Raw genomic sequence first — 20603 nt, forward strand, 5'->3', positions numbered from 1 at the left:
CTTATTTCGTATACTTATTGAAAAATTAAATTTTCAACAAGGAGGTTGATCTAATGGATATATCTCTTAATGAATTAACAGGCGATTTTGTGAAAATTGTACCAATGCAAAGGAAGCATATAAAGGAATTATATGAAATCGGGAATAGTAAATCTATTTGGACACACTTACCTAAAATCATAGAAACATATGATGAAATGGAATCTTTTGTGGCAGAAGCACTATCTAAAAAAGAGGTTGGAACAGAACTTCCGTTTATCGTTTTACATAGAGAAAGCAACAAAATTGTTGGAAGTACTCGATTTCTAGAAATCTCTAACACTAATAAAACGCTAGAGATAGGATGGACGTGGTTTACTCCATCTGTATGGGGAACTCAAACTAATATTGAATGTAAATATCTTTTATTAAAGCATTGTTTTGAAACTTTAAAGATGATTCGTGTCCAGTTTAAAACAGACGAGAAAAACATTAGATCACAAAAAGCAATTGAACGGATCGGTGGTGTAAAAGAAGGTGTTCTAAGAAATCATATGATCCGAAAAGATGGAACTTACCGAAATTCGGTATTTTACAGCATAATTGATAGTGATTGGGCAAAGGTGAAAAATGAATTAGAGAATGCTATCTATTCTCAGAAATAATATAGGTTATTAGCTGGTTCATTAAGTTGCCATTAGTAGTAGTTTAGTAGAATAACGGGATGGAACTGAGTGGATAAAAATAAACATATTTTTGGAGGTGGTTCAGGAGTGGTCTACGATTTAAAAGGTGAAGAAAATATGCAATTACTTGTGGGAATCTTATATTCCGCTGTGAAAGAAAATTGTAAACGACTAAAATCTATTACTAATGGTATGGCTCAAGAAGAGTTAGATTACAAGGGTCCAAATAACAACCGTAATAGTACCGCTCAGTTAATAAAACATATCATGTATGTTGACCTTAATTGGGTTTATAGAATAAAAGGACAACAACTTCCTATGTCTTTAAGAGAGCAATACGGTCCCATGATAGATGTAAATAATAAGCTTCCAATGGTAAAGGGGAAGTCTTTGAACAGTTTTATTTCTGAATATGAAAGTATATTTAAAATGCTAAAAGATACTTGTACACAATTAAAAGATGATGATTTAGATACAGTTGTTACTTTTGGACATGAAAATGAAAAACAAGCAACCATTCGATGGGGGCTATGGCATATGGCTGACCATAACCGCTACCATCAGGCTCATATCAATCTACTAAGAAAGTGGTATAGAGAATATCCTAGTTCAAATTAAGTCCTCCAATAAGAAAAAGAGGTTTATCTTGTATTTTTTTATTAGACTATATGGTTTCTTAGCGTGAATTGCCTAATTAATAACTAATCAGTAGGCAAGTGCAATTAAGAATCCTCCAATTTTAAAAACGGTAAAAGTGGATAAATCAATTTTACTATGATGTAATTTAATTCCCTAACTGATGTTTTTTGTACTTCTTCGGGGTTGTTCCTGTATACCTCTTAAACACTTTAGTGAAATGACTTTGATCGTGAAAGTTTAGCCAACTATAAATTTCTGATAATGGATAGTTAGAGTAGGTAAGGAGTTTCTTTGCTTCTTCCACTTTTTGTTTAAGAATGTACTCAGTTATAGATATACCTACTTCCTTTTTAAACAAAGTAGATAAATAGTTGGGGTGCATATTGACGAGATATGCTAGTTGTCCTAAGGTAATTTCTTCATAAAGGTTTTTAAAGATATAAGACTGACAATCTATAATTGTGTTAGTATACTGATGATTCCTTTCTTGTAATACCCGTTCAGCAAAATCACATAGAGCTTTTCTCAAATAGGTTTGAACCTCTAGCGCATCGTTTATTTCCTCTAGTCCTTGTATGTAAAGATCACTCATGGTAAAAGCCATTTCAGGGTGTAGTCCTCCATCAATGGCATAACGGGTAGCCAAAGTGATCGCTGATATGACCAAGTTCTTTTCACTTCTCAGATGGCTCTTTTTTGAAAGAACTCCTAGCTTCCCTTGTGTATCAGGTACTCCCATCTTTCTTAATAACTCTTCCTTTCGTCCCTCTTTAACATATTTAAAAAAATCTTTTTCCAATTTGTAAGAAGTGTGAAAAGAAATTTCTTGTCTGCTTTTAGATATAAGTAATTCCGGGCTATCTTCCATTGTAAAATCAATTTTGAGCGTATTTTCCTTTTGAATGACGTCCGTTACTGATATTCTTTTTGAAAACAGGAGATAGTTAGCCAAAAGTCCTGCATGAAGCAATGTCAGTTTATTAACTGTAGGTAAAGATTGATAGTACCTTTTGATATCTTCCTGTGATACTTTAACTTGAAAATCATTAATTAAGCCTTGAATGGTCTCATCTGCTACATCTATGTAAACGGATGGTCCCAAAACCCAGGCCCCTTGGAAGTTACCATTACTCTCAACTTTAATAGAAATAAAATTTTCTAGAAAGTTTGTTGTTCTAAAAACTGGAATATTAATAGGGTCATTGAAAAAGTCTAGCTGTGTGAACAATTCATGGGTTTGAGGGTAAATTGGATTGGCAGTATAAGTAGCAGGGTGTCCTATAATCACTTCCAAGTGGCTATTTATATAAAAAACTGGGATATGAATGGTTTCATAAATAAGTTTACTAAAATATGCGATGTCTTCTTTGTCTCGTAGCATTACCATGTCCATTACATAAACCCTCCCGCTATAGATAGAAATTATAAGTTTACTGCTCGTTTTGAAAACGCTTTAAAACTGATGATTATTTTACAAATAATATTATATAGTTACTAAAAATTTACAATGAAAACGACTAAAATGCAACTATAGAAAGAAAAAAAGTAATTAATAGGAGGTTATTATGAAACGTAAAGAGGCTATTCAACAACTTATAAAAGAATTAACTTTAGAAGAAAAAGCTGGATTATGCTCTGGGTTAGACTTTTGGCAAACAAAGCCAGTGGAACGACTAGGTATTCCATCTATCATGGTAACAGATGGACCACATGGTTTGCGAAAGCAAAAGCAAGGTGCAGATAATCTTGGTCTTTTTAATAGTGTCCCTGCAACGTGTTTTCCTTCTGCAGCCGGTTTGGCAGTGTCTTGGGACAGAGATCTTATTAATAAAGTAGGTGTGGCATTAGGAGAAGAATGCCAAGCAGAAGACGTAGCTGTCCTTCTTGGACCAGGAGCTAATATTAAACGCTCTCCATTATGTGGACGCAATTTCGAATATTTTTCCGAAGACCCTTATTTATCCTCTGAACTAGCAACAAGTCATATCAACGGGGTGCAGAGTCAAGGTGTAGGGACTTCTTTAAAACACTTTGCAGCAAACAATCAAGAACACCGTAGAATGTCAACAGATGCGGTGGTTGACGAGCGAACACTTCATGAAATATACCTTGCAAGCTTTGAAGGGGCAGTGAAGAAGGCTCAACCTTGGACGGTGATGTGCTCTTATAACAAAGTAAACGGTGATTTCGCTTCAGAAAACAAAACATTATTAACGGACATTTTGAAAAAACAGTGGGGACATGATGGGTTTGTGGTTTCTGACTGGGGTGCTGTAAATGAACGTGCAGATGCCCTAGAAGCAGGGTTAGAGCTAGAAATGCCATCTAGTAATGGAGAAGGGGATAAAAAAATTGTAGAAGCAGTGAAAAATGGCAATCTATCAGAAGATGTACTAAATGACGCAGTTGAAAGATTATTAACCGTTATTTTTAAAGCCGTTGATGAGAAGAAAGAAAACGCAGTGTATGACCAAGAGGAACATCATGCACTTGCAAGACAAGTAGCTAGTGAAAGTATGGTGCTTCTAAAGAATGATGAACAAATTCTGCCACTGAAACAGGAAGGGAAGATTGCAGTGCTAGGTGCCTTTGCAAAGCATTCAAGATTCCAAGGTGGAGGGAGTTCCCACGTTGTTCCTACAAAACTAGATAGTGTGTTTGAGGAAATGGAAAAAATGTCCAGGAAAGGGAAAGTAAGTTATGCAGAAGGCTATAGACTAGACTCAGATGAAGTAGATGAACAGCTCATTTTAGAAGCGAAGGAGCTAGCACTTCAGTCAGATGTAGCTGTAGTTTTCGCCGGTCTTCCAGAGCGATATGAATCAGAAGGATACGACCGTACACATTTACGTATTCCTGAGAATCATCAACAACTCATCGAATCTATTGCTGAAGTACAACCAAATGTAGTCGTTGTCCTAAGTAATGGTGCGCCAATCGAGATGCCTTGGTTAGAAAATGTAAAAGGTTTACTAGAAGCTTATTTAGGAGGTCAAGCATTTGGTGGAGCAGTTGCAGATTTGTTATTTGGCAAAGTGAACCCATCAGGTAAATTGGCAGAAACATTTCCTAAAAAACTGAGTCATAATCCGTCCCATCTTAATTTTCCAGGAGAAGGAGATAGAGTGGAATACAAAGAGGGTATTTTCGTTGGTTATCGCTACTATGATACAAAGGAAATTGAACCGTTATTTCCATTCGGTTACGGCTTAAGTTACACGACTTTTGACTATACACAAATTTCAGTAGATAAAAAGGAAATAACGGATAAAGAAGAAGTCGATATCCATGTAACGGTTAAAAATACAGGAAACGTTTCTGGTAAGGAAGTGATTCAGCTTTATGTACGGGATGTGGATTCTAGCGTAATCCGTCCCATAAAAGAATTAAAAGGTTTTGAAAAGGTTGCTCTGGAACCAGGAGAAGAAACTACGGTTACTTTTAGCCTTGATCATCGTTCCTTCGCTTACTATCACGTCCAATTAAAAGATTGGGTTGTGGAAACAGGAGAATTTGAGATTCTAGTTGGAAAATCTTCTTCCGACATTATGCTAACAGAAACACTAAAGGTAGAGTCCTCTGTAGCTTTACCAGTTCATTTTTCAAGAACTACAATTATGGGGGACATTATGGCTCACCCACAAGCGGGGCCAGTATTACAGGCTGAGCTAGCAGAAATCAAAAAAAATAGTCCAATGATGGAGGCAATGGAGGACGAAGGGAATCAATCTGAGATGATGGTTGCTATGATGAAATATCTTCCACTTCGAACGATGGTTTCATTCAATGAGCATTTTACAGAGAATAACCTAACAGAGTTACTAAAGAAATTAAATGATTCAACTTTACAAGTGGTATCAAATTAGTTATTTTTACAAGCTCAAAATCAACTGAACTAGTTGATTTTGAGGCCAAATATAGGTATTGATTTGGTTTTAATATTTAGTCTAACTCGTATAACTAGAGTTATTAATTCTCCAATATTAAACGAAAGAGGTTGATATCATGGGAGCTATTAAAAAAGAGGAGATTGAGGGTTTATCATCAGGAGGCGTTACACCAGTAGGAGCGAAAATAGCTTTTACAGAGAAGTTAGGTTATGGACTTGGTGACTTTGCTAGTAATCTTGTGTTTGCTGCAGTATCTTCATTCCTCATATTCTACTATACTGACGTTGCTGGAGCCTCAGCAGCTGCCGTTGGTACAATTATTTTACTATCGAGACTATTAGATGGTATTTCAGACATCGGTATGGGGGCTATTGTTGATAAGACAAAATCAAAGCATGGAAAAGCACGGCCGTGGTTGTTATGGATGGCAATACCCTATACAATCTCAGCAATCATGCTTTTTACCGTTCCAGATTTAGGTCCAGTAGGTATCTTAGTGTATATCGCGATTACTTATAACTTGGTTCACTTGATCTACACTGCTATTAATATTCCTTATGGTGTATTAAATGCCCGGATGACGCAGGACAGTTATCAACGTGCTACTTTAAATATTTTCCGGATGTTATCAGCACTCATTGCGACTGTTCTTATTATTTACTTTACTATGCCACTTGTAGAAGCGTTTGGGGGTGGAAAAACTGGTTGGACATTAACTTTCACTATTTTCGGTATTCTTGCAGGTATATTATTTCTAATTACATTTTTAACGACGAAAGAACGAGTAACTGCTGTTAATGTTGAACAAACAAGTGTTCCAGTAAAGTTGGGAGTAAAAGCCCTATTTAAAAACAAATACTGGGCTCTGATGGTATTATTCGCTTTGGTTTCCTACACTGGAGCAGGACTTGGTGGAGGGCTTGGTATTTACTATGCACAGTATATTCTTGAAAATGCAGCATTAGTTGGACCACTTGGTTTAGCAGGTTTGTTTCCAGTAATGATTGGTTTACTGTTTGTGGCACCAATCATTAAGAAATTTGGAAAACGTAATTCTATGTTGTTTGGATTAATTTTCGGATTAATTGGAACCGCTGTCATTCTTGTTAATCCAGCAAACTTTACGTTAGTATTGGTTGGATCCATTATCCGTGGTATTGGCGGCGTTCCAGTTGCAGCGTCCTTCTTTGCAATACTTGCAGATACAATCGAGTATGGTGAATGGAAAACAGGAGTAAGGACAGAAGGGCTAGTATATAGTGCTGGTAGTTTTGGTACAAAGGTTGGTATGGGACTGGGGGCAGCAATGATAGGATGGTTCCTTTCGTTAGGAGGTTATGTAGGAGGCTTAGCAGAGCAATCAGATAGTGCGATTTCTATGATTATCTTCCTGTTCGTTTGGGCACCAGCCATCATTGGATTATTACAGATTGCCATTCTATATTTCTATAAACTAGACAAAATCTATCCACAAATCTTAGCCGATCTACAAGCAAGAAAAGAATCGTAATTTTTATGGTTTATGTTACGCTACCGTAAAAAAGATCGAAGACTAGTGTCTCCATCAAAGGTAATGGGAAGTAAATTTGATTATATTGAATTATCGTAGCATCCCTTTTATAGGGATGCTTTTTCCTTGTTTAAACGGTTAATGTCTTTTATGAAACTGTTTCTTACTATGTTCGTATTTGAGTTAGATGGGAATGATGAATGATTTATTAAGAGAATACATCATTTTTTTGTAAAAGAATCGTGCTAAAATTGATTACTAAAGGAGGAGGATACTTTGGTGGCATTAAAAGAGTTTATGTCGAGTCTTTTGTTTATAGTAGGTTGGTTTGTATTAGCTATAAGTGCATATTTACTCTATTGGGCTATTATTATGCCTATACTTGCAATAATTCCTTTTCTTATTTCACTAGGTACTGGTTTACTATGTTTGTACTGTTCAAGAAAACTTGATGTGAGGAAGAAAGCAAACTAGTTATTTTAAAAATAGGAAAGGGCGATTACTGCTCAAATCTGGTTTAGAGACATTTAAATACACAGTCTCTATCTTGAATCGGAATGATTGGATATCCTTTTTTAAATGGAGGGCAATATGGATATTAGGAAATTAAAGTTAGATGAAAAAGCACCTATGGATTTGCTGTTATTAGCTGATCCTTCTCAGTTAATCGTTGAGGATTATTTACAAAGGGGAGAATGTTTTATTGCTTATATCAGAGAAAAAGTTGTTGGCGTCTATATACTACTCCCGACAAGACCCGAAACAGTTGAGTTAGTTAACATTGCAGTTGCAGAAGACCTGCATGGTAGAGGAATAGGTAAACTGTTAGTGATGGAAGCAATTAAAACCGCGAAGAATAAAGGCTACAAAACAATAGAAATTGGTACTGGAAATTCAAGTATAGGACAGCTTGCGCTATACCAAAAATGCGGCTTTAGAATAATTGGTGTTGATTTAGATTTTTTCCTCAAACACTATCCAGAAAAAATAGTTGAAAATGGTATACAGTGTAGGGATATGATTCGATTAGCACAAGATTTATAAGACAACAGTTTCCACCAGTTAATAAGATTTTCATGTTGATTAATAAAGAAATGTTGTACCCTTTATATTTACATAATAACAGAGGTTTCTTTACTTAAAATGTATAATTTAGGAAATAACTTGTGGTAAGATACATACGTAGGATTTTTATGGAAGATTTTTGCTGTAACCGACATAGGAGATTTTTTACAAAAGGAGATATATGATGTCCAACAAGAGAGAAATGTTAATGGTATTGCTGACTGTCGTATTAGTCTTTTTTTTAACCGCTTGTGGAACCTCACATGAAGAATCAACTAATATACTAAATACAAACTCAACACAAAACACAAATGATGATTCTCAAAACGCAGACTCTACAGAGAATAATTCAAATACTGGTAACACTGATACAGACACAGTTGAAACAAGTGAAAAAGTGGATACTTCAAGCAACGTTTCTGCAAAGGAAGAACCCCCAGTTTCTAATGAAGATGAAGCGGGTTTGAAAGAAGAGTATGTGAAAAAATTAAATGATACTAAAAAAGAAACAGAAAAATTGGAAGCCACTGATTCATCTACTTACGCATTGAAAAAAGTGGAGAACGACAGATGGGAAATTTGGGATAGATTGTTGAATGATATTTATGGTGTTTTAAAAGAACAGCTGTCACAAGAAAAAATGGACCAGCTAAAAGAAGAACAGAGGAATTGGATCAAATCTAGAGATAAAAGTGCACTTGAAGCATCAAAAAAATATGAAGGTGGTACACAGGAACACTTAGAATATGTCATTGTACTAGCAAACCTTACAGAAGCGAGATGCTATGAATTAGTTGAGGATTATATGAAATAAAAACTCTTCATTGAGCACACAACGCTTAAGTCATCATTTGAACTAGTTATTAAGAATCGTGAAAGTTTTTAAATGATGGAATCCATGAGGTGAATTTATGAAAAAGTATAGATTCGGCTTTTCGCTTAATGGTTTTATTGTTTTTTTGTTGGCAATCGTTCCTAATATAATATGGGTGATAGTACCCCCAACAAATAATCCTATTGCTGGAAATAGTGCTTCTATACCGATATTTGATATAGTTGTACACGTTAGTCAATTTATAATGATTTTGTTGCTAATTAGTGTCATTCGCAAAGAAAGTAAAAATAAAAAATATATAAGGGTGTATATTGGATTGGCATCTTTTTGTCTGGCAGGATACTATGCTTTGTGGATTAGTTATTATGCAGGTATTCTATCACCTTGGATATATGTTGGTTTGGCTGTATTACCTTCTATTTATTTCATCTCCGCTGAACTATGGCTGAAAAATTATGTTGCGATCATACCTAGTGTTGTTTTTGGGTTAACACATATCTTAATTACCTGTTCTAATGTCTTATGATAGGGTAAGGGCACAGCAAAAATAACCCAATTTTCTTTAAATGAGTCTGACACATATCTAGATAACCATTTGAAACTACCAACCATTATAAAATTGGAGGAATTGTGATGAAATATTTTGTAGTTGATGCTTTTGCAGAGAAGGTTTTTGAAGGTAATCCAGCAGGAGTATGTATCATGAACGATTGGATTTCAGATGATCTCATGCAGAAGATTGCCATTGAAAACAACCTGTCGGAAACGGCTTTTGCAGTAAAAGAAGAAGATCATTATTTTCTAAGATGGTTTACACCAGGAGGAGAGATTAATCTTTGTGGACATGCAACATTAGCAACTGCATTTGTTATTCTGAATTATTATGAGAAGCAATCGGATTATGTCACGTTCGATACAATTAGTGGTGAGTTAACCGTGAAAAAACAAGATGATTTATATGAGCTGGATTTCCCATCTGTTCCTTTAACAGAAATTACTGTTACTGATGAAATGATTAATGCATTGGGAATCGTGCCAAAAGAGTCATATTTAAATAGAGATCTTGTATTTATCCTAGAGTCAGAAGAGGATGTCAAAAAAGTAAGTCCTGACTTTGCCCAATTAGAAAGACTTCGAGACGGATTAGGTGTTTGTGTTACGGCCCAAGGTAGTGAATATGACTTTGTTTCAAGAGCGTTTTTCCCTAAGTTGAAAGTAAATGAAGACCCTGTAACAGGTTCCTTACATTGTGGATTAATTCCCTTTTGGGCAAATAGACTAGATAAGAAGGAAATGGTCGCTAGACAAGTATCAAGCAGAGGAGGAACACTTTATTGTAAACATGAAGGTACACGGGTAAAGATGGCTGGAGGAGCAGTTTTATACTCAGTAGCTGAATTGAATATCGAAATTTAATATTAAAATATTTAAAACAATACGATACTAGAGTTAAAGAAAGGGACGCCATGGCGATCTCTTTTTTAAGATCCCAATGCGAAATATAAGTAATTTAAAGTAAAATGGGATAAAAAATTCAATGGAAATTTTATAACTAAAATTTAGTACCAAGTCATAATAGTAAGTGTTAGAATAGTGATAATCAAATAATGGAGGTAATTGTTATGATTAAATCTAAAGCTCGAATTACTGCGATAGGCACTTATGTTCCTGAAAAGAGATTAACAAATAATGAATTAGAAAAATTGATTGAAACGAATGATGAATGGATTGTTCAACGTACTGGAATTAAAGAGCGAAGAATCTCAAACATAGATGAATTTACAAGTGATATAGGTTATAAAGCCGTTAGGAATTTAATGGAACGGTACGATAAGTCTCTTGAAGATGTGGATATGATTATTGTTTGTACAATGACTCCAGATTTCAAAACCCCAAGTGTAGCCTCTATTATTCAGGCGAAATTAGGGGTAAAAAATACTGGAGCAATTGATTTAAATGTGGCTTGTGCGGGATTTACTTATGGACTACATATTGCTAACGGATTAATAACTTCTGGTTTAAATAAGAAAATTCTTGTAATCGGTGCTGAAACATTATCTAAAATTACGGATTATGGGGATAGGACCACCTGCATTTTGTTCGGTGATGGGGGAGGAGCTGTTCTAGTTGAATATGATGAAGAGCACCCAAGCTTTCTTTCATCACATTTGGGATCTGAAGGAGAAGGTGGTAAGAATTTATATTGTTCAAATCTCTCAAAGCGTATGTTTGAAGAAGAATTAGTAGAAAGTGATAAAATTGTTCAAAATGGGCGTGAGGTATATAAGTGGGCTGTTACTACAGTTCCAAAAGGAATGCAAAGCGTATTGATTAATACATCGGTTTCATTAAATGATGTAGATTGGTTTGTCCCTCATAGTGCTAATTTAAGGATGATTGAGTCAATATGTCAAAGAAGTGGCTTTCCTATTGAAAAAACACTATATAGTTTGGTTGATTATGGAAATACCTCGGCAGCAACAATACCTTTATCTTTAGACAAAGGAGTAAAAGAAGGGTTACTCAATAATGGTGATAAAGTGTTGTTATATGGGTATGGAGGAGGATTAGCACATGCGGGATTACTTATTAAGTGGGAGCTTTAATCATTCTTCTCCCAATATTGTTCATATAGAGAGAAATTTAAAGGAAAAATATGTATATATGTCGAAAATAATATTGAAAGTTATTGAGGGGAGAAATATAATGAGTGAAAAACTAATAAGAGTAGGAACAACTTATATCCCAGTTACAGATGTAGATCTTTCTACAAAATGGTATGTAAGTAATTTAGGTGCAGAGTTAAGTTATAAGGATGATGATAAGGCTATTCTAAATCTTGCATATCAAAGCATCTTCTTAGTTAAATCAAACAAGGAACAAACCTCAAACTTCTTTGATATTTATGGTCAGGAACATTTCTCGATGACTTTTGAAGTTAATGGATTAAGTGCGTTAGAAAACTTACATAAAGACTTTATTTCAAGAGAAATGAGAGTTGGAGAACTTGAAGACAGAGGACACTCAGGAAGGAACTTTGTATTCTATGATTTAGATGGAAACAAATTCGATGTTTGGAGTGAATTAAGTCCACGTTTCAAAGAGCATTCGATATTATTTAGTAAAAGTGATTCGGTGCAATGAGGAGTATTGTTTATGGTTCTAATATCTATCATTAATTATCAGAATTATCACTAAAAAATAGGGGGATTTTTTATGGAAACAGAAGTAGCAAAGGAAAGAGCAACTTTAAAGGAATCAGGCATTATTGATGCTCGATCATTAAAGAAATCACATAAAAGGTTGGCAGATATCTTACAACCTGGAATGACTGTACTTGATGTAGGATGTGGAACAGGAGCGATTACTTCAGGGATTGCAGAATTTGTAGGTCCAAATGGATGTGTAATCGGGATTGATAACAATCCAGAATTAATAGAGAAAGCACGTGAAAACTATAAAGATATTCCAGGATTAACTTTTAAAGTTGATGATATTTATAATCTACCATTTCAAAACGAGTTTGATATAGTAACATCCGCAAGGGTTCTTCAATGGCTTGCAAGTCCACAAGAGGCTTTAAATCAAATGGTTAAAGCGACCAAGATTAACGGAAAAGTTTTGGTGCTTGATTATAATCATACAAAAATATCTTGGAAACCAGAGGCTCCAGAAACGATGCAGTACTTTTACGATTGTTTCTTAAAATGGCGTTCAGATGCAGGTATGGACAATGAAATCGCTGACCATCTTCAGGATTTGTTTCAAGAGTCAGGGCTTACAGATGTAAAAGTTAGTCTTCAAAATGAAAAGACAAAACGTTCTGATGATGACTTTCAAACACATATTACAATTTGGGCTGGAGTTGCTGCGTTTAAGGGCAGCCAAATGGTTAAAGACGGATTTATTACTGAGCTTCAAAGGGCAAAAGCTGAAGATGATTTTAGGAAATGGATAATTCAACGTGCAGAATCTCAAATTATGTATTTATTAGCAGTTGAGGGAACGAAAGAAAGGAATTGAATTTGTAAAACGTGAGCATTGCTCAATTAAGAGTAATGCTTTTTATACAAAAATAATAATACTATTTTTACAGACCAATTAATAAATCAACGCAAGAAATAACGAAAGTATGTTTGTAAGTGATGTAACGTCTCTCATTTATCCTCCACATAAGACAAAACTTTTTTTCAACTTTAACTATTTTCCCTCTACATAGAAAGGTAAATCTCTCGAATTCACGTCTTTTCTCAAGATTTCATAGTAATCCAATTTTAAAAAACATTGAAACTAGGTTTCTCCACTCCCGCTTGACTTTAAATAAAGTCCACTGAAGAGATAATAGATATATTAGCAACAAATTTATATAAAAAATAACATAAATATTAAAGAATTAGAAAACATTGTATATTTAACTTTAGTTCTATAAATAATTCTAAAAATTTTTCACTAGTTTTGTCGAAACGCTTTACACTTAATTAGTTATATCGTTAATATGTTTATGTAAATGCTAACTTTAATTCGAGGGAGGGTAGAAATTAGCTATGCATTATTGTAGTGAAGAATAGAATAAATTGATTATTAAAATATAACAATTAATCAGACCATGTAATTAATTCCTCATCCTTATCAATCTTTGTCATAAGAGATACTCTCATATTCTTAGAAATTTTCCCTTTCATTCCTAAAATCATTAGTCATTAACAATTATCTTAATCATGATTTTTAAGTTCTAAAAGCAAAATTTACTCTTAGTAAAAGCTCTGTAAAATGAAAACGCTTCCCTACAACCTGTTATTTAAAACGTTTTCTGTAATACTAAATTGTTTACGATTAGATTGGAGGAGAACTTTAATGAAAATAAAAATATCTAAAAAATGGCTTTTATTAGGACTTTCCTTAGCTATATCTACTGCTTTAGCGCTACCTGTATTTGCTGCACAATGGAATGTAAACGATATTTTAATTCATGACACCACAACCATTAAAACAGACTCGACTTGGCGCACTTATGCTACGGGACTAACTGAAGAAAATGGTCTTCGTCAAATTATTTCATCAGATGGTTTAAATTGGTCTCTCGGTGAGAGAATTTTGGTTCAGCCACTGGCTTGGTGGTCCAATTACCTAGCAGAATATGAAACAAATCAATGGGCACCAGACATAACCTTCTATAATAATAAATATTGGCTCTATTATTCTGTGTCTCGATTCGGGTCAAATGAATCACTAATCGGACTTCTGTCAACATCAACACCAGAGGATGCGAGTAGTTGGGTAGATGAAGGATTAGTCGTTCGTTCTACTTCTGCTAACAACTATAATGCAATTGATCCTGATTTATTTATCGATCCGAACGGAGGAAAGTTGTGGCTTACTTTTGGTTCACATTGGGATGGTATCAAGATGTATGAAGTTGATTCGACAACGATGAAGCCAACAGGACCTATTTATTCGCTTGCATCTAGAAATGGTGGTGCCATTGAAGCACCAACTCTTATGTACAAAGATGGCTACTATTATTTGTTCGCCTCTTTTGACAAATGTTGTAGTGGATCTAACAGTACTTATAAAATTAAATATGGGCGCTCAAAGGATGTTACAGGGCCGTACTTAGATAAACAGGGTAAAAACATGATGAATAGTGGTGGTACTATCCTAGAGCAAAGTGACATGGGAGCAGGCCGTTGGAAGGGTCCTGGAGGCCAAGATGTTTACGAACACAGTCCAGGCCAATGGATTATGGTACGCCATGCCTATGATAGCTGGGATAACGGCATACCTAAACTGCGAATTAACGACTTATACATTGACAATCAAGGATGGCCAAGTTACTAAAAAAGAAATAGGATGATTCAAAAGGTATTTATAAAGCACTTTTGAATCACCTTTTTTCTATATCCTTCTAGACAAATCTTTAACTACGTTGTGTCATGTTTAGATTAATAGTTTTTCTAATTCATTAACTTTTAGTAAGGAGGCATTGAAGTAGATAATTTTTACTATTATCACAATCTCTTATATAAATTAATGCAAATTGTTTTATCTATAAAAACAACAACCATTAGAAGTGTTAACAACGCTTTCAATATTACAATATAATTACAGTGTAAATATAACTTAAAACCCTTTTTGGAGATATAGAGATCACAGACTATTCCTACTAGAGATACTTGTTCTGGTGGAATTATGTGGTCTCTTTTTTGTCCAAAAAAACTTTAGATAGGGGGGAGGATAGTTACTTATTCCCGATAATTGACGTCCTTATGAAAGATAATGATGTAGGAGGGAAAATAGATGAGAAAAGTAAAAGGAGTCTCAAACTATTTTATTATTGCAATTGTACTCATTTTAATTAGTATGCTTGGTGCTTCATTGGTCCAAACTTCTGGTGGAAAAGTAACCATTAAAGATCTACGATGGGAAACTCCATCCGGTCATATGCTTAGTGCACTATTATATATTCCTGAAAATGCTACAAAAGATAAACCAGCACCTGCTATCGTAACGAGCCATGGTTGGTATAATAATCGTGAAATGCAAGATTTAAACTCTGTTGAACTTTCACGTCGAGGCTATGTTGTGATTTCGATTGATATGTATGGTCATGGGAATTCTGAAGCTATTGCAGCAACAGAATGGGCACATCACGGAACAGGGATGTATGATGCTGTAAAGTTAATAGCAGATCTTCCTTATGTTGATAAAGAGAACATTGCTGTAACAGGACATTCTAACGGGGCTAGGGCTGCAAATTGGTCAGTATTAGAAGATAATCAGCTACCAGAAGAAGAGAGACTAATTTCCTCGGTACTTCTTGTAGCAAACGATGCAATGTATACGAATGATCCAGGGGAACCACTTTACTGGGCATTCCGAAATGATGAGCAACAATATGCAAACATGTATGGTACACGAGATGTAGGAATAATTGCTGCAAAGTATGACGAGTTCTTCTTCCGCAGTATAACTGAGGAAGGTACGGTCACACCTCCACGTGAATATATAGATACAGAATATGCACAATCATTTTTAAACTTTGGTGTAGATCCAAGAGTGGATGGGGAACCACGTGGCATCTACAAGGTTTATAAGAAAGAATTTGAAGGTGCTGAAGCGATACGAGTGATTTATAATCCAAATGAAATTCATCCATGGAATCATTTTTCTGCATCTGTTGTAACTAGTTTAGTAGATTATTTTGAAGAATCAATTGGAGCACCTAAACCAATAGACTCCACAAAACAAATCTGGCAATGGAAAGTGTTTTTTAACTTCCTAGGTTTAATCGGATTCTTTATGTTTCTAGTAAGCTTTACAAAAGTAATGTTAAACACACAAATATTCGAATCATTAAAAGCAACAGAAAAAGTAGCAGCAGGACCAGTACCTACAGGTCGAGGTCAAATTTGGTTCTGGGGTGGACTAATTGTTAGTGCTTATATTTCTGGGTATTCATACCTAGCACTATTTAATTGGAGTAATGAAAATCGTCCAGCGTTCTTTTCCCAAGCACCAGTATTCTATATAGGTGTATGGTCAGTTGTAATGGGAATAGTCACGATCATCGTTCTTTTCTTGTCGTATATATTCTACTCGAAAGCTCAAGGGATGGACCTGCGTAAATCAGGTGTCATAATCAGCTTGAAAACACTTTGGAAAACGATTCTTTTATCATGCATCGTTTCCGTTGCTGCTTTTGGATTGGTATTTATTGCAGACTACTTCTTTAAAGTTGATTTTCGATTATGGGTCATCGCTATAAAGTCATTTACACCGGATAAAATAGTTATCGCACTAAAATATTTACCATTTTTCCTACTATTTTATGTAGCAAATTCTGTAGCCGTTAACAGTTTCAACTATGTTTCAAATGGAAAAAGAGAATGGTTAAACACAGCATTACTTGCTGTATTTAATGGAATCAGCGCTGCAGTTATTGTAGCCATTCAATACACACACTTCTTTGTAACAGGTGATGTTTACTTTACAGATGTATCAAATATCGTTGGAATTTGGTTGTTCCCAATCATAATAATTATCCCACTTGCAGCAATAATAACACGTAAGATTTATAAGGTAACAAATAACCCTTACCTTGGTGGAATCATTTATGCCATTATTGTAACGGTTATGATGGTGACAAATACTTTGACACAGTTTTAAATAATCATGGTGAAAATCATCCAAAGAGTATGAGGCTTTGGATGATTTTTTTCAATTCATCATTTTTTCGGAGAAAGAGTTTAAAAGGATCGTACCTATGTATTATCTTTGGTTAATCATGTATTAGAAGAAATATAACACTAGGGGTAGTTCGAAATTAATGAAGATAAAGTTGTTTATTCGAGAAAGACAATAAAAAGTTGGATAAAGTCATAACAAAGAACCCGATAAACATTCATTTAATTAAGAAATTTTAGTGTTATATTTTGAGGTTAGTTGTTAACTAATGCTTATTATTTTATTATGGCTTTTAATGGGTCGTCAAACAAACAGACATTTGAGGAGTTTTTCCAAAAGATATGAAAGAAATTGAAAAACAGAATATAGAGAAGGTGTGAATTATACTTATTCCCTTCTTTAAGACCAAAATATAGTTAAAACAGAGGATACTAAGTTATTTTCACAGAAAATAATTCTACGAGGACACCAAATCTTTATTAGCATATTATACAAAAGAGAATGGAGATTGGCACCAGAAACAACAAGAGGAGTAAATGGGAAACACCTCACATGGTCCGCAATGTGTGAGGCTCCATATATCTATCCAGGAGCATTTAGTTATCAACATATAAAGAAAATGAACAAAAAACAACACACAAAACAGACGAACTCATCTCCCTAGTTGCCAATACCACCTAAGTATCGTGTCTGTTTTGCTCCGTCATTAATTTTTAGGTTCATAAAAGATTAAAACCCTTCTAGGACGATTTTCCCTATCGTTTTCCCTTCCTCTAAAATAGCATGTGCTTTTCGTACATTTTCCGCATTTATTGGAGAAAGAACTTCGTTCACTGTCGTTTCAAGTACGCTGGAGTCAATCATATCTGATATCTTATTTAAAATTTCATGTTGTCTAATCATATCCGGTGTGCCAAACATGGCTCGAGTAAACATAAGTTCCCATACAAACGTAACACTTTTATTAAATAGAGGATATAAGTTTAATTTCTCATCGGTCTCATAAATGGAGCAAATTTTCCCTTGAGGTTTAATTGCTTGGGCCATATTATCCCAATGCATGTCGGTACGATTCAGACATAGTATATAGTCTACATGTTCCAATCCTAGTTGTTTTAGTTGAGCAACAAACTCCTGGTAGTGGTTAATGACATAATCTGCACCGCGTTCTTTTATCCACTTGGTTGACTCTGGGCGAGAAGCTGTCCCTATGACAGTTAGACCAGCCCTTTTTGCTAATTGAATCGCTATTGAACCAACTCCTCCAGCGGCTCCAATAATTAATAGATTCGTTTTCTCGTTTCCAGTCTCTGGGATACCTAATCGATCAAATAATGCTTCCCAGGCAGTAAGGGAAGTAAGTGGTAAAGCGGCTGCTTCTGGATATGATAAATTTTTAGGTTTACGTCCCACTATTCGTTCATCTACAAGATGATACTCGCTGTTGGCCCCTTGTCGAGTAACGCTTCCTGCATAATAAACTGGATCACCTTTCTTAAACAGCGTTGTGTCGGGTCCAGTTTCTTCAACAATGCCAGCAACATCCCAGCCAAGTATTCTAGGTTCCTTCTCCACACGATCCTTCGGGCGTCTTACTTTTGTATCAACAGGATTCACCGAAATAGACAGAACACGGACACATAGGTCATGGTCTTGTGGCGTTGGTTTTGGCATTTCAATATCTAATAAGCTTTCTGAGTCAGAAATAGGGAGATAACGATATAAACCCACTGCTTTCATTGTTGTCATATGCTTTGTAACTCCTTCAATTTTTTTGAAAATTTACTCGAAAAATACTCTTTAATAACAAAAGTTAGTATGCGCTTGATTTGGAAGTATATGTATAGTTATAGTGCTAGCTCAGGTTGAGAGAAGACGGAGAAATATAGATTTTAAAACTATGTGTCTCATCTTTCTTTACTATATGAACAGACCATTTAACTCTTTAATTACTTCCTTTAAAACCTGTTGCATTTCAGGAGTTCGCATAAGTTCAATCATAGTCTCTTTTATTTCGGGTCTTTGCATATTATCAAACATTGCCTGCTGTACCTCGAATTTTTCATCATATCAATCATTGCCTCTTGCATTTCAGGTCTATTCACCATATTTGCAACCATATTAGGTGTGATGTTTCCATCCATCATTTCACTATTATTCATGTTCATCCACAGCCAACTAGAAACAATAATATAATTGAAGAAACGATCATTATTCTTTTTCATTTTTAGTCTTCTTCTTATCACTAATCAGTATTCCTATTTCCTTTTTTAGAAGATATTATATAGATTTTTACACATAATAACAGCGTGATCTTACTTTAAGAAATGAGGTACTGGTTTATGTCTGATTCTATAGAAGAAATATCACCTGAGGAAGTTAATGAACTAGTAGCAGGGGAAGGCTGAGAGTATCATTGATGTTCGCGAACATAATGAGGTTGAAGGAGGTCGTATCCCGGGTGCTCGTCATATACCATTAGGGGAGATATTGCAACGAACTAATGAGATTGAAAAAGAGAAGGAGCATATTATCGTTTGTCGATCAGGTAATCGTAGTGGGCTCGCTAGTGAATGGTTACAAGATCGTGGATTTAAAATAAAGAATATGGCAGGCGGAATGACTGAATGGAAAGGTGATTTTGACTCTTAATAATCCTATTTAAAAAAGGAGTACAGATATATGAGTATTAAGATGATTAGTGTTAAGGATGTAGTAAAAAAAATTCTACAAGACGAACGATTATACATCCTCGATGTACGACCCAAGGAAAGTTTTGATGATTGGAAAGTAGAGGGGAAGAGCGTTGAAGTTATAAACTCACCTTCCAATGAGTTGTTGGGAAAAATTGATACTGTTATGGAAAAAGTACCGAAAGGTGAAAATTTATATGTTATTTGTGCAAAGGGTAAATCCTCTTTGAAGGCAGTGGAGAAAATTGTTCAAGAAGGATATAACAATATTTATTCCATAGATGGTGGTATGAGGGCATGGAGTGAACATTTAGAGCCCATTAAAGTAGGGGATTTAAAAAATGGTGGAGTCCTATATCAATTTGTACGGATTGGGAAGGGATGTCTTTCATATTTTATTATTTCTAATGGCAAGGGTGCGATAATTGATACAAATCGAATGCTAGAACCTTATGAAGAATTTCTAACGAATCATTCTATAGAATTAACACATGTTTTTGATACCCACCTTCACGCTGATCATATTTCAGGAGGAAGACGGATAGCAGAAAAATTAGGGGCAACTTATTATCTCCCTCCAAAAGATGCAGGTGAGGTAACATTTCAACATCAACCTATTGAAGATAGCAATGAAATGATAGTTGGTCACTCAACAATCAAAGCAATTTATTCTCCAGGACATACAATAGGGAGTACGTCCTTTATTGTCGATGATCAATATTTAATGACAGGAGATATTTTATTTGTAGATTCTATTGGAAGACCTGATCTTGCAGGGAAGGCAGAAGATTGGGTAGGGGATTTGAGGAATACGCTTTATAAACGTTATAAAGAACTTGCAGATGATTTGCTTGTTCTTCCGGCTCATTATATGGGGATAAAAGAAATGAATGATGATGGTAGTGTATTTGAAAAACTAGGTGTTCTTTATAAAGAAAACCATGGGTTAAATATTCATGATGAAACAGAATTTAGAAAAGCAGTAACGGATAATTTACCACCACAACCAAACTCTTATGAAGAAATACGGCTACTTAATATGGGGAAATTAAACCGTCAAGAAGAGGAACAGAGTGAGATGGAAATAGGACCAAATCGCTGTGCAATACGCTAGAGGGAGTG

Annotated in this window: 19 protein-coding genes; 16 read left to right on the plus strand and 3 right to left on the minus strand. The window is 35.0% G+C overall.

All coding sequences use genetic code 11. The annotated features are described in order from the left end of the window. The first annotated feature begins 53 nt into the window (after nt 1-53). Together BLQ56_RS07920 and BLQ56_RS07925 are read left to right on the plus strand one after the other, a co-directional pair. Nucleotides 54-644, plus strand: coding sequence for a GNAT family N-acetyltransferase (locus BLQ56_RS07920; protein ID WP_090851992.1), 591 nt, complete (start codon nt 54-56; stop codon nt 642-644). Between the two features lie 108 nt (nt 645-752). Then, nucleotides 753-1283 (plus strand): DinB family protein, encoded by a 531-nt coding sequence (locus tag BLQ56_RS07925; protein WP_090852926.1) that lies wholly within the window; start codon nt 753-755, stop codon nt 1281-1283. Nucleotides 1284-1449: 166 nt separating this feature from the next. Here BLQ56_RS07925 and BLQ56_RS07930 read toward each other — a convergent pair whose 3' ends face one another. Then, nucleotides 1450-2697 carry a helix-turn-helix domain-containing protein gene (locus BLQ56_RS07930; RefSeq protein ID WP_090851995.1) on the minus strand — a complete coding sequence of 416 codons (1248 nt, stop codon included), beginning with the start codon at nt 2695-2697 and terminating at the stop codon, nt 1450-1452. Nucleotides 2698-2869: 172 nt separating this feature from the next. Here BLQ56_RS07930 and BLQ56_RS07935 point away from each other — a divergent pair, with 172 nt between their 5' ends. The 12 genes from BLQ56_RS07935 to BLQ56_RS07990 all read left to right on the plus strand — a co-directional run bounded on the left by BLQ56_RS07935 (nt 2870) and on the right by BLQ56_RS07990 (nt 16770). Then, nucleotides 2870-5170 (plus strand): beta-glucosidase, encoded by a 2301-nt coding sequence (locus tag BLQ56_RS07935; protein WP_090851998.1) that lies wholly within the window; start codon nt 2870-2872, stop codon nt 5168-5170. 139 nt (nt 5171-5309) lie between these two features. Then, entirely contained in the window at nt 5310-6704 is a 1395-nt protein-coding gene (locus BLQ56_RS07940; RefSeq protein WP_090852001.1) for an MFS transporter, read from the plus strand. 279 nt (nt 6705-6983) lie between these two features. Then, complete coding sequence (locus BLQ56_RS07945; protein ID WP_238457215.1) at nt 6984-7178, plus strand: hypothetical protein; 195 nt, start codon at nt 6984-6986, stop codon at nt 7176-7178. A gap of 117 nt (nt 7179-7295) precedes the next feature. Next, nucleotides 7296-7748 carry a GNAT family N-acetyltransferase gene (locus BLQ56_RS07950; RefSeq protein WP_090852006.1) on the plus strand — a complete coding sequence of 151 codons (453 nt, stop codon included), beginning with the start codon at nt 7296-7298 and terminating at the stop codon, nt 7746-7748. 205 nt (nt 7749-7953) lie between these two features. Next, nucleotides 7954-8583: a lysozyme inhibitor LprI family protein gene (locus BLQ56_RS07955; RefSeq protein ID WP_090852009.1), complete on the plus strand. Its 630-nt coding sequence runs from the start codon at nt 7954-7956 to the stop codon at nt 8581-8583. A gap of 97 nt (nt 8584-8680) precedes the next feature. Further along, nucleotides 8681-9130 (plus strand): hypothetical protein, encoded by a 450-nt coding sequence (locus BLQ56_RS07960; protein WP_090852012.1) that lies wholly within the window; start codon nt 8681-8683, stop codon nt 9128-9130. A gap of 107 nt (nt 9131-9237) precedes the next feature. Next, nucleotides 9238-10020, plus strand: a complete 783-nt coding sequence (locus BLQ56_RS07965; RefSeq protein ID WP_090852015.1) for a PhzF family phenazine biosynthesis protein — start codon at nt 9238-9240, stop codon at nt 10018-10020. A gap of 206 nt (nt 10021-10226) precedes the next feature. After that, on the plus strand, nt 10227-11210 hold the full coding sequence (locus BLQ56_RS07970) for a ketoacyl-ACP synthase III (RefSeq protein WP_090852020.1): 984 nt from the start codon (nt 10227-10229) through the stop codon (nt 11208-11210). Between the two features lie 100 nt (nt 11211-11310). Beyond that, complete coding sequence (locus BLQ56_RS07975) at nt 11311-11748, plus strand: VOC family protein (RefSeq protein WP_090852929.1); 438 nt, start codon at nt 11311-11313, stop codon at nt 11746-11748. Between the two features lie 72 nt (nt 11749-11820). Further along, the gene (locus tag BLQ56_RS07980) at nt 11821-12627 is read left to right on the plus strand and encodes a methyltransferase domain-containing protein (RefSeq protein ID WP_090852023.1); all 807 of its coding nucleotides are present in this window, start codon (nt 11821-11823) and stop codon (nt 12625-12627) included. An 831-nt stretch (nt 12628-13458) separates the two neighbouring features. Further along, entirely contained in the window at nt 13459-14442 is a 984-nt protein-coding gene (locus tag BLQ56_RS07985; RefSeq protein WP_090852026.1) for a glycoside hydrolase family 43 protein, read from the plus strand. Between the two features lie 459 nt (nt 14443-14901). Continuing rightward, entirely contained in the window at nt 14902-16770 is a 1869-nt protein-coding gene (locus BLQ56_RS07990) for an alpha/beta hydrolase family protein (RefSeq protein WP_090852029.1), read from the plus strand. Between the two features lie 747 nt (nt 16771-17517). On the opposite strand, the gene BLQ56_RS07995 is transcribed toward BLQ56_RS07990, so the two are convergent. Then, on the minus strand, nt 17518-18537 hold the full coding sequence (locus BLQ56_RS07995) for a zinc-binding alcohol dehydrogenase family protein (protein ID WP_090852032.1): 1020 nt from the start codon (nt 18535-18537) through the stop codon (nt 17518-17520). A gap of 260 nt (nt 18538-18797) precedes the next feature. Continuing rightward, nucleotides 18798-19013, minus strand: coding sequence for a hypothetical protein (locus tag BLQ56_RS08000; protein ID WP_090852035.1), 216 nt, complete (start codon nt 19011-19013; stop codon nt 18798-18800). Between the two features lie 229 nt (nt 19014-19242). On the opposite strand from BLQ56_RS08000, the gene BLQ56_RS24205 reads away from it, so the two are divergent. Both BLQ56_RS24205 and BLQ56_RS08010 read left to right on the plus strand, forming a co-directional pair. Beyond that, entirely contained in the window at nt 19243-19440 is a 198-nt protein-coding gene (locus BLQ56_RS24205) for a rhodanese-like domain-containing protein (protein WP_338011849.1), read from the plus strand. 30 nt (nt 19441-19470) lie between these two features. After that, nucleotides 19471-20595: an MBL fold metallo-hydrolase gene (locus tag BLQ56_RS08010; RefSeq protein ID WP_090852038.1), complete on the plus strand. Its 1125-nt coding sequence runs from the start codon at nt 19471-19473 to the stop codon at nt 20593-20595. The last annotated feature ends 8 nt before the right edge of the window (nt 20596-20603 follow it).

This window comes from Litchfieldia salsa (assembly GCF_900104555.1).
GTDB classification, from domain to species: domain Bacteria; phylum Bacillota; class Bacilli; order Bacillales; family Bacillaceae_L; genus Litchfieldia; species Litchfieldia salsa.

What these genes read in the sequence shown, in the direction of transcription:
- BLQ56_RS07920 (WP_090851992.1), top strand. Translation starts at nt 54, where the DNA reads ATGGATATATCTCTTAATGAATTAACAGGCGATTTTGTGAAAATTGTA.
- BLQ56_RS07930 (WP_090851995.1), bottom strand. Translation starts at nt 2,697, where the DNA reads ATGGACATGGTAATGCTACGAGACAAAGAAGACATCGCATATTTTAGT.
- BLQ56_RS07935 (WP_090851998.1), top strand. Translation starts at nt 2,870, where the DNA reads ATGAAACGTAAAGAGGCTATTCAACAACTTATAAAAGAATTAACTTTA.
- BLQ56_RS07940 (WP_090852001.1), top strand. Translation starts at nt 5,310, where the DNA reads ATGGGAGCTATTAAAAAAGAGGAGATTGAGGGTTTATCATCAGGAGGC.
- BLQ56_RS07950 (WP_090852006.1), top strand. Translation starts at nt 7,296, where the DNA reads ATGGATATTAGGAAATTAAAGTTAGATGAAAAAGCACCTATGGATTTG.
- BLQ56_RS07955 (WP_090852009.1), top strand. Translation starts at nt 7,954, where the DNA reads ATGTCCAACAAGAGAGAAATGTTAATGGTATTGCTGACTGTCGTATTA.
- BLQ56_RS07960 (WP_090852012.1), top strand. Translation starts at nt 8,681, where the DNA reads ATGAAAAAGTATAGATTCGGCTTTTCGCTTAATGGTTTTATTGTTTTT.
- BLQ56_RS07965 (WP_090852015.1), top strand. Translation starts at nt 9,238, where the DNA reads ATGAAATATTTTGTAGTTGATGCTTTTGCAGAGAAGGTTTTTGAAGGT.
- BLQ56_RS07970 (WP_090852020.1), top strand. Translation starts at nt 10,227, where the DNA reads ATGATTAAATCTAAAGCTCGAATTACTGCGATAGGCACTTATGTTCCT.
- BLQ56_RS07975 (WP_090852929.1), top strand. Translation starts at nt 11,311, where the DNA reads ATGAGTGAAAAACTAATAAGAGTAGGAACAACTTATATCCCAGTTACA.
- BLQ56_RS07980 (WP_090852023.1), top strand. Translation starts at nt 11,821, where the DNA reads ATGGAAACAGAAGTAGCAAAGGAAAGAGCAACTTTAAAGGAATCAGGC.
- BLQ56_RS07985 (WP_090852026.1), top strand. Translation starts at nt 13,459, where the DNA reads ATGAAAATAAAAATATCTAAAAAATGGCTTTTATTAGGACTTTCCTTA.
- BLQ56_RS07990 (WP_090852029.1), top strand. Translation starts at nt 14,902, where the DNA reads ATGAGAAAAGTAAAAGGAGTCTCAAACTATTTTATTATTGCAATTGTA.
- BLQ56_RS07995 (WP_090852032.1), bottom strand. Translation starts at nt 18,537, where the DNA reads ATGACAACAATGAAAGCAGTGGGTTTATATCGTTATCTCCCTATTTCT.
- BLQ56_RS08000 (WP_090852035.1), bottom strand. Translation starts at nt 19,013, where the DNA reads ATGAAAAAGAATAATGATCGTTTCTTCAATTATATTATTGTTTCTAGT.
- BLQ56_RS08010 (WP_090852038.1), top strand. Translation starts at nt 19,471, where the DNA reads ATGAGTATTAAGATGATTAGTGTTAAGGATGTAGTAAAAAAAATTCTA.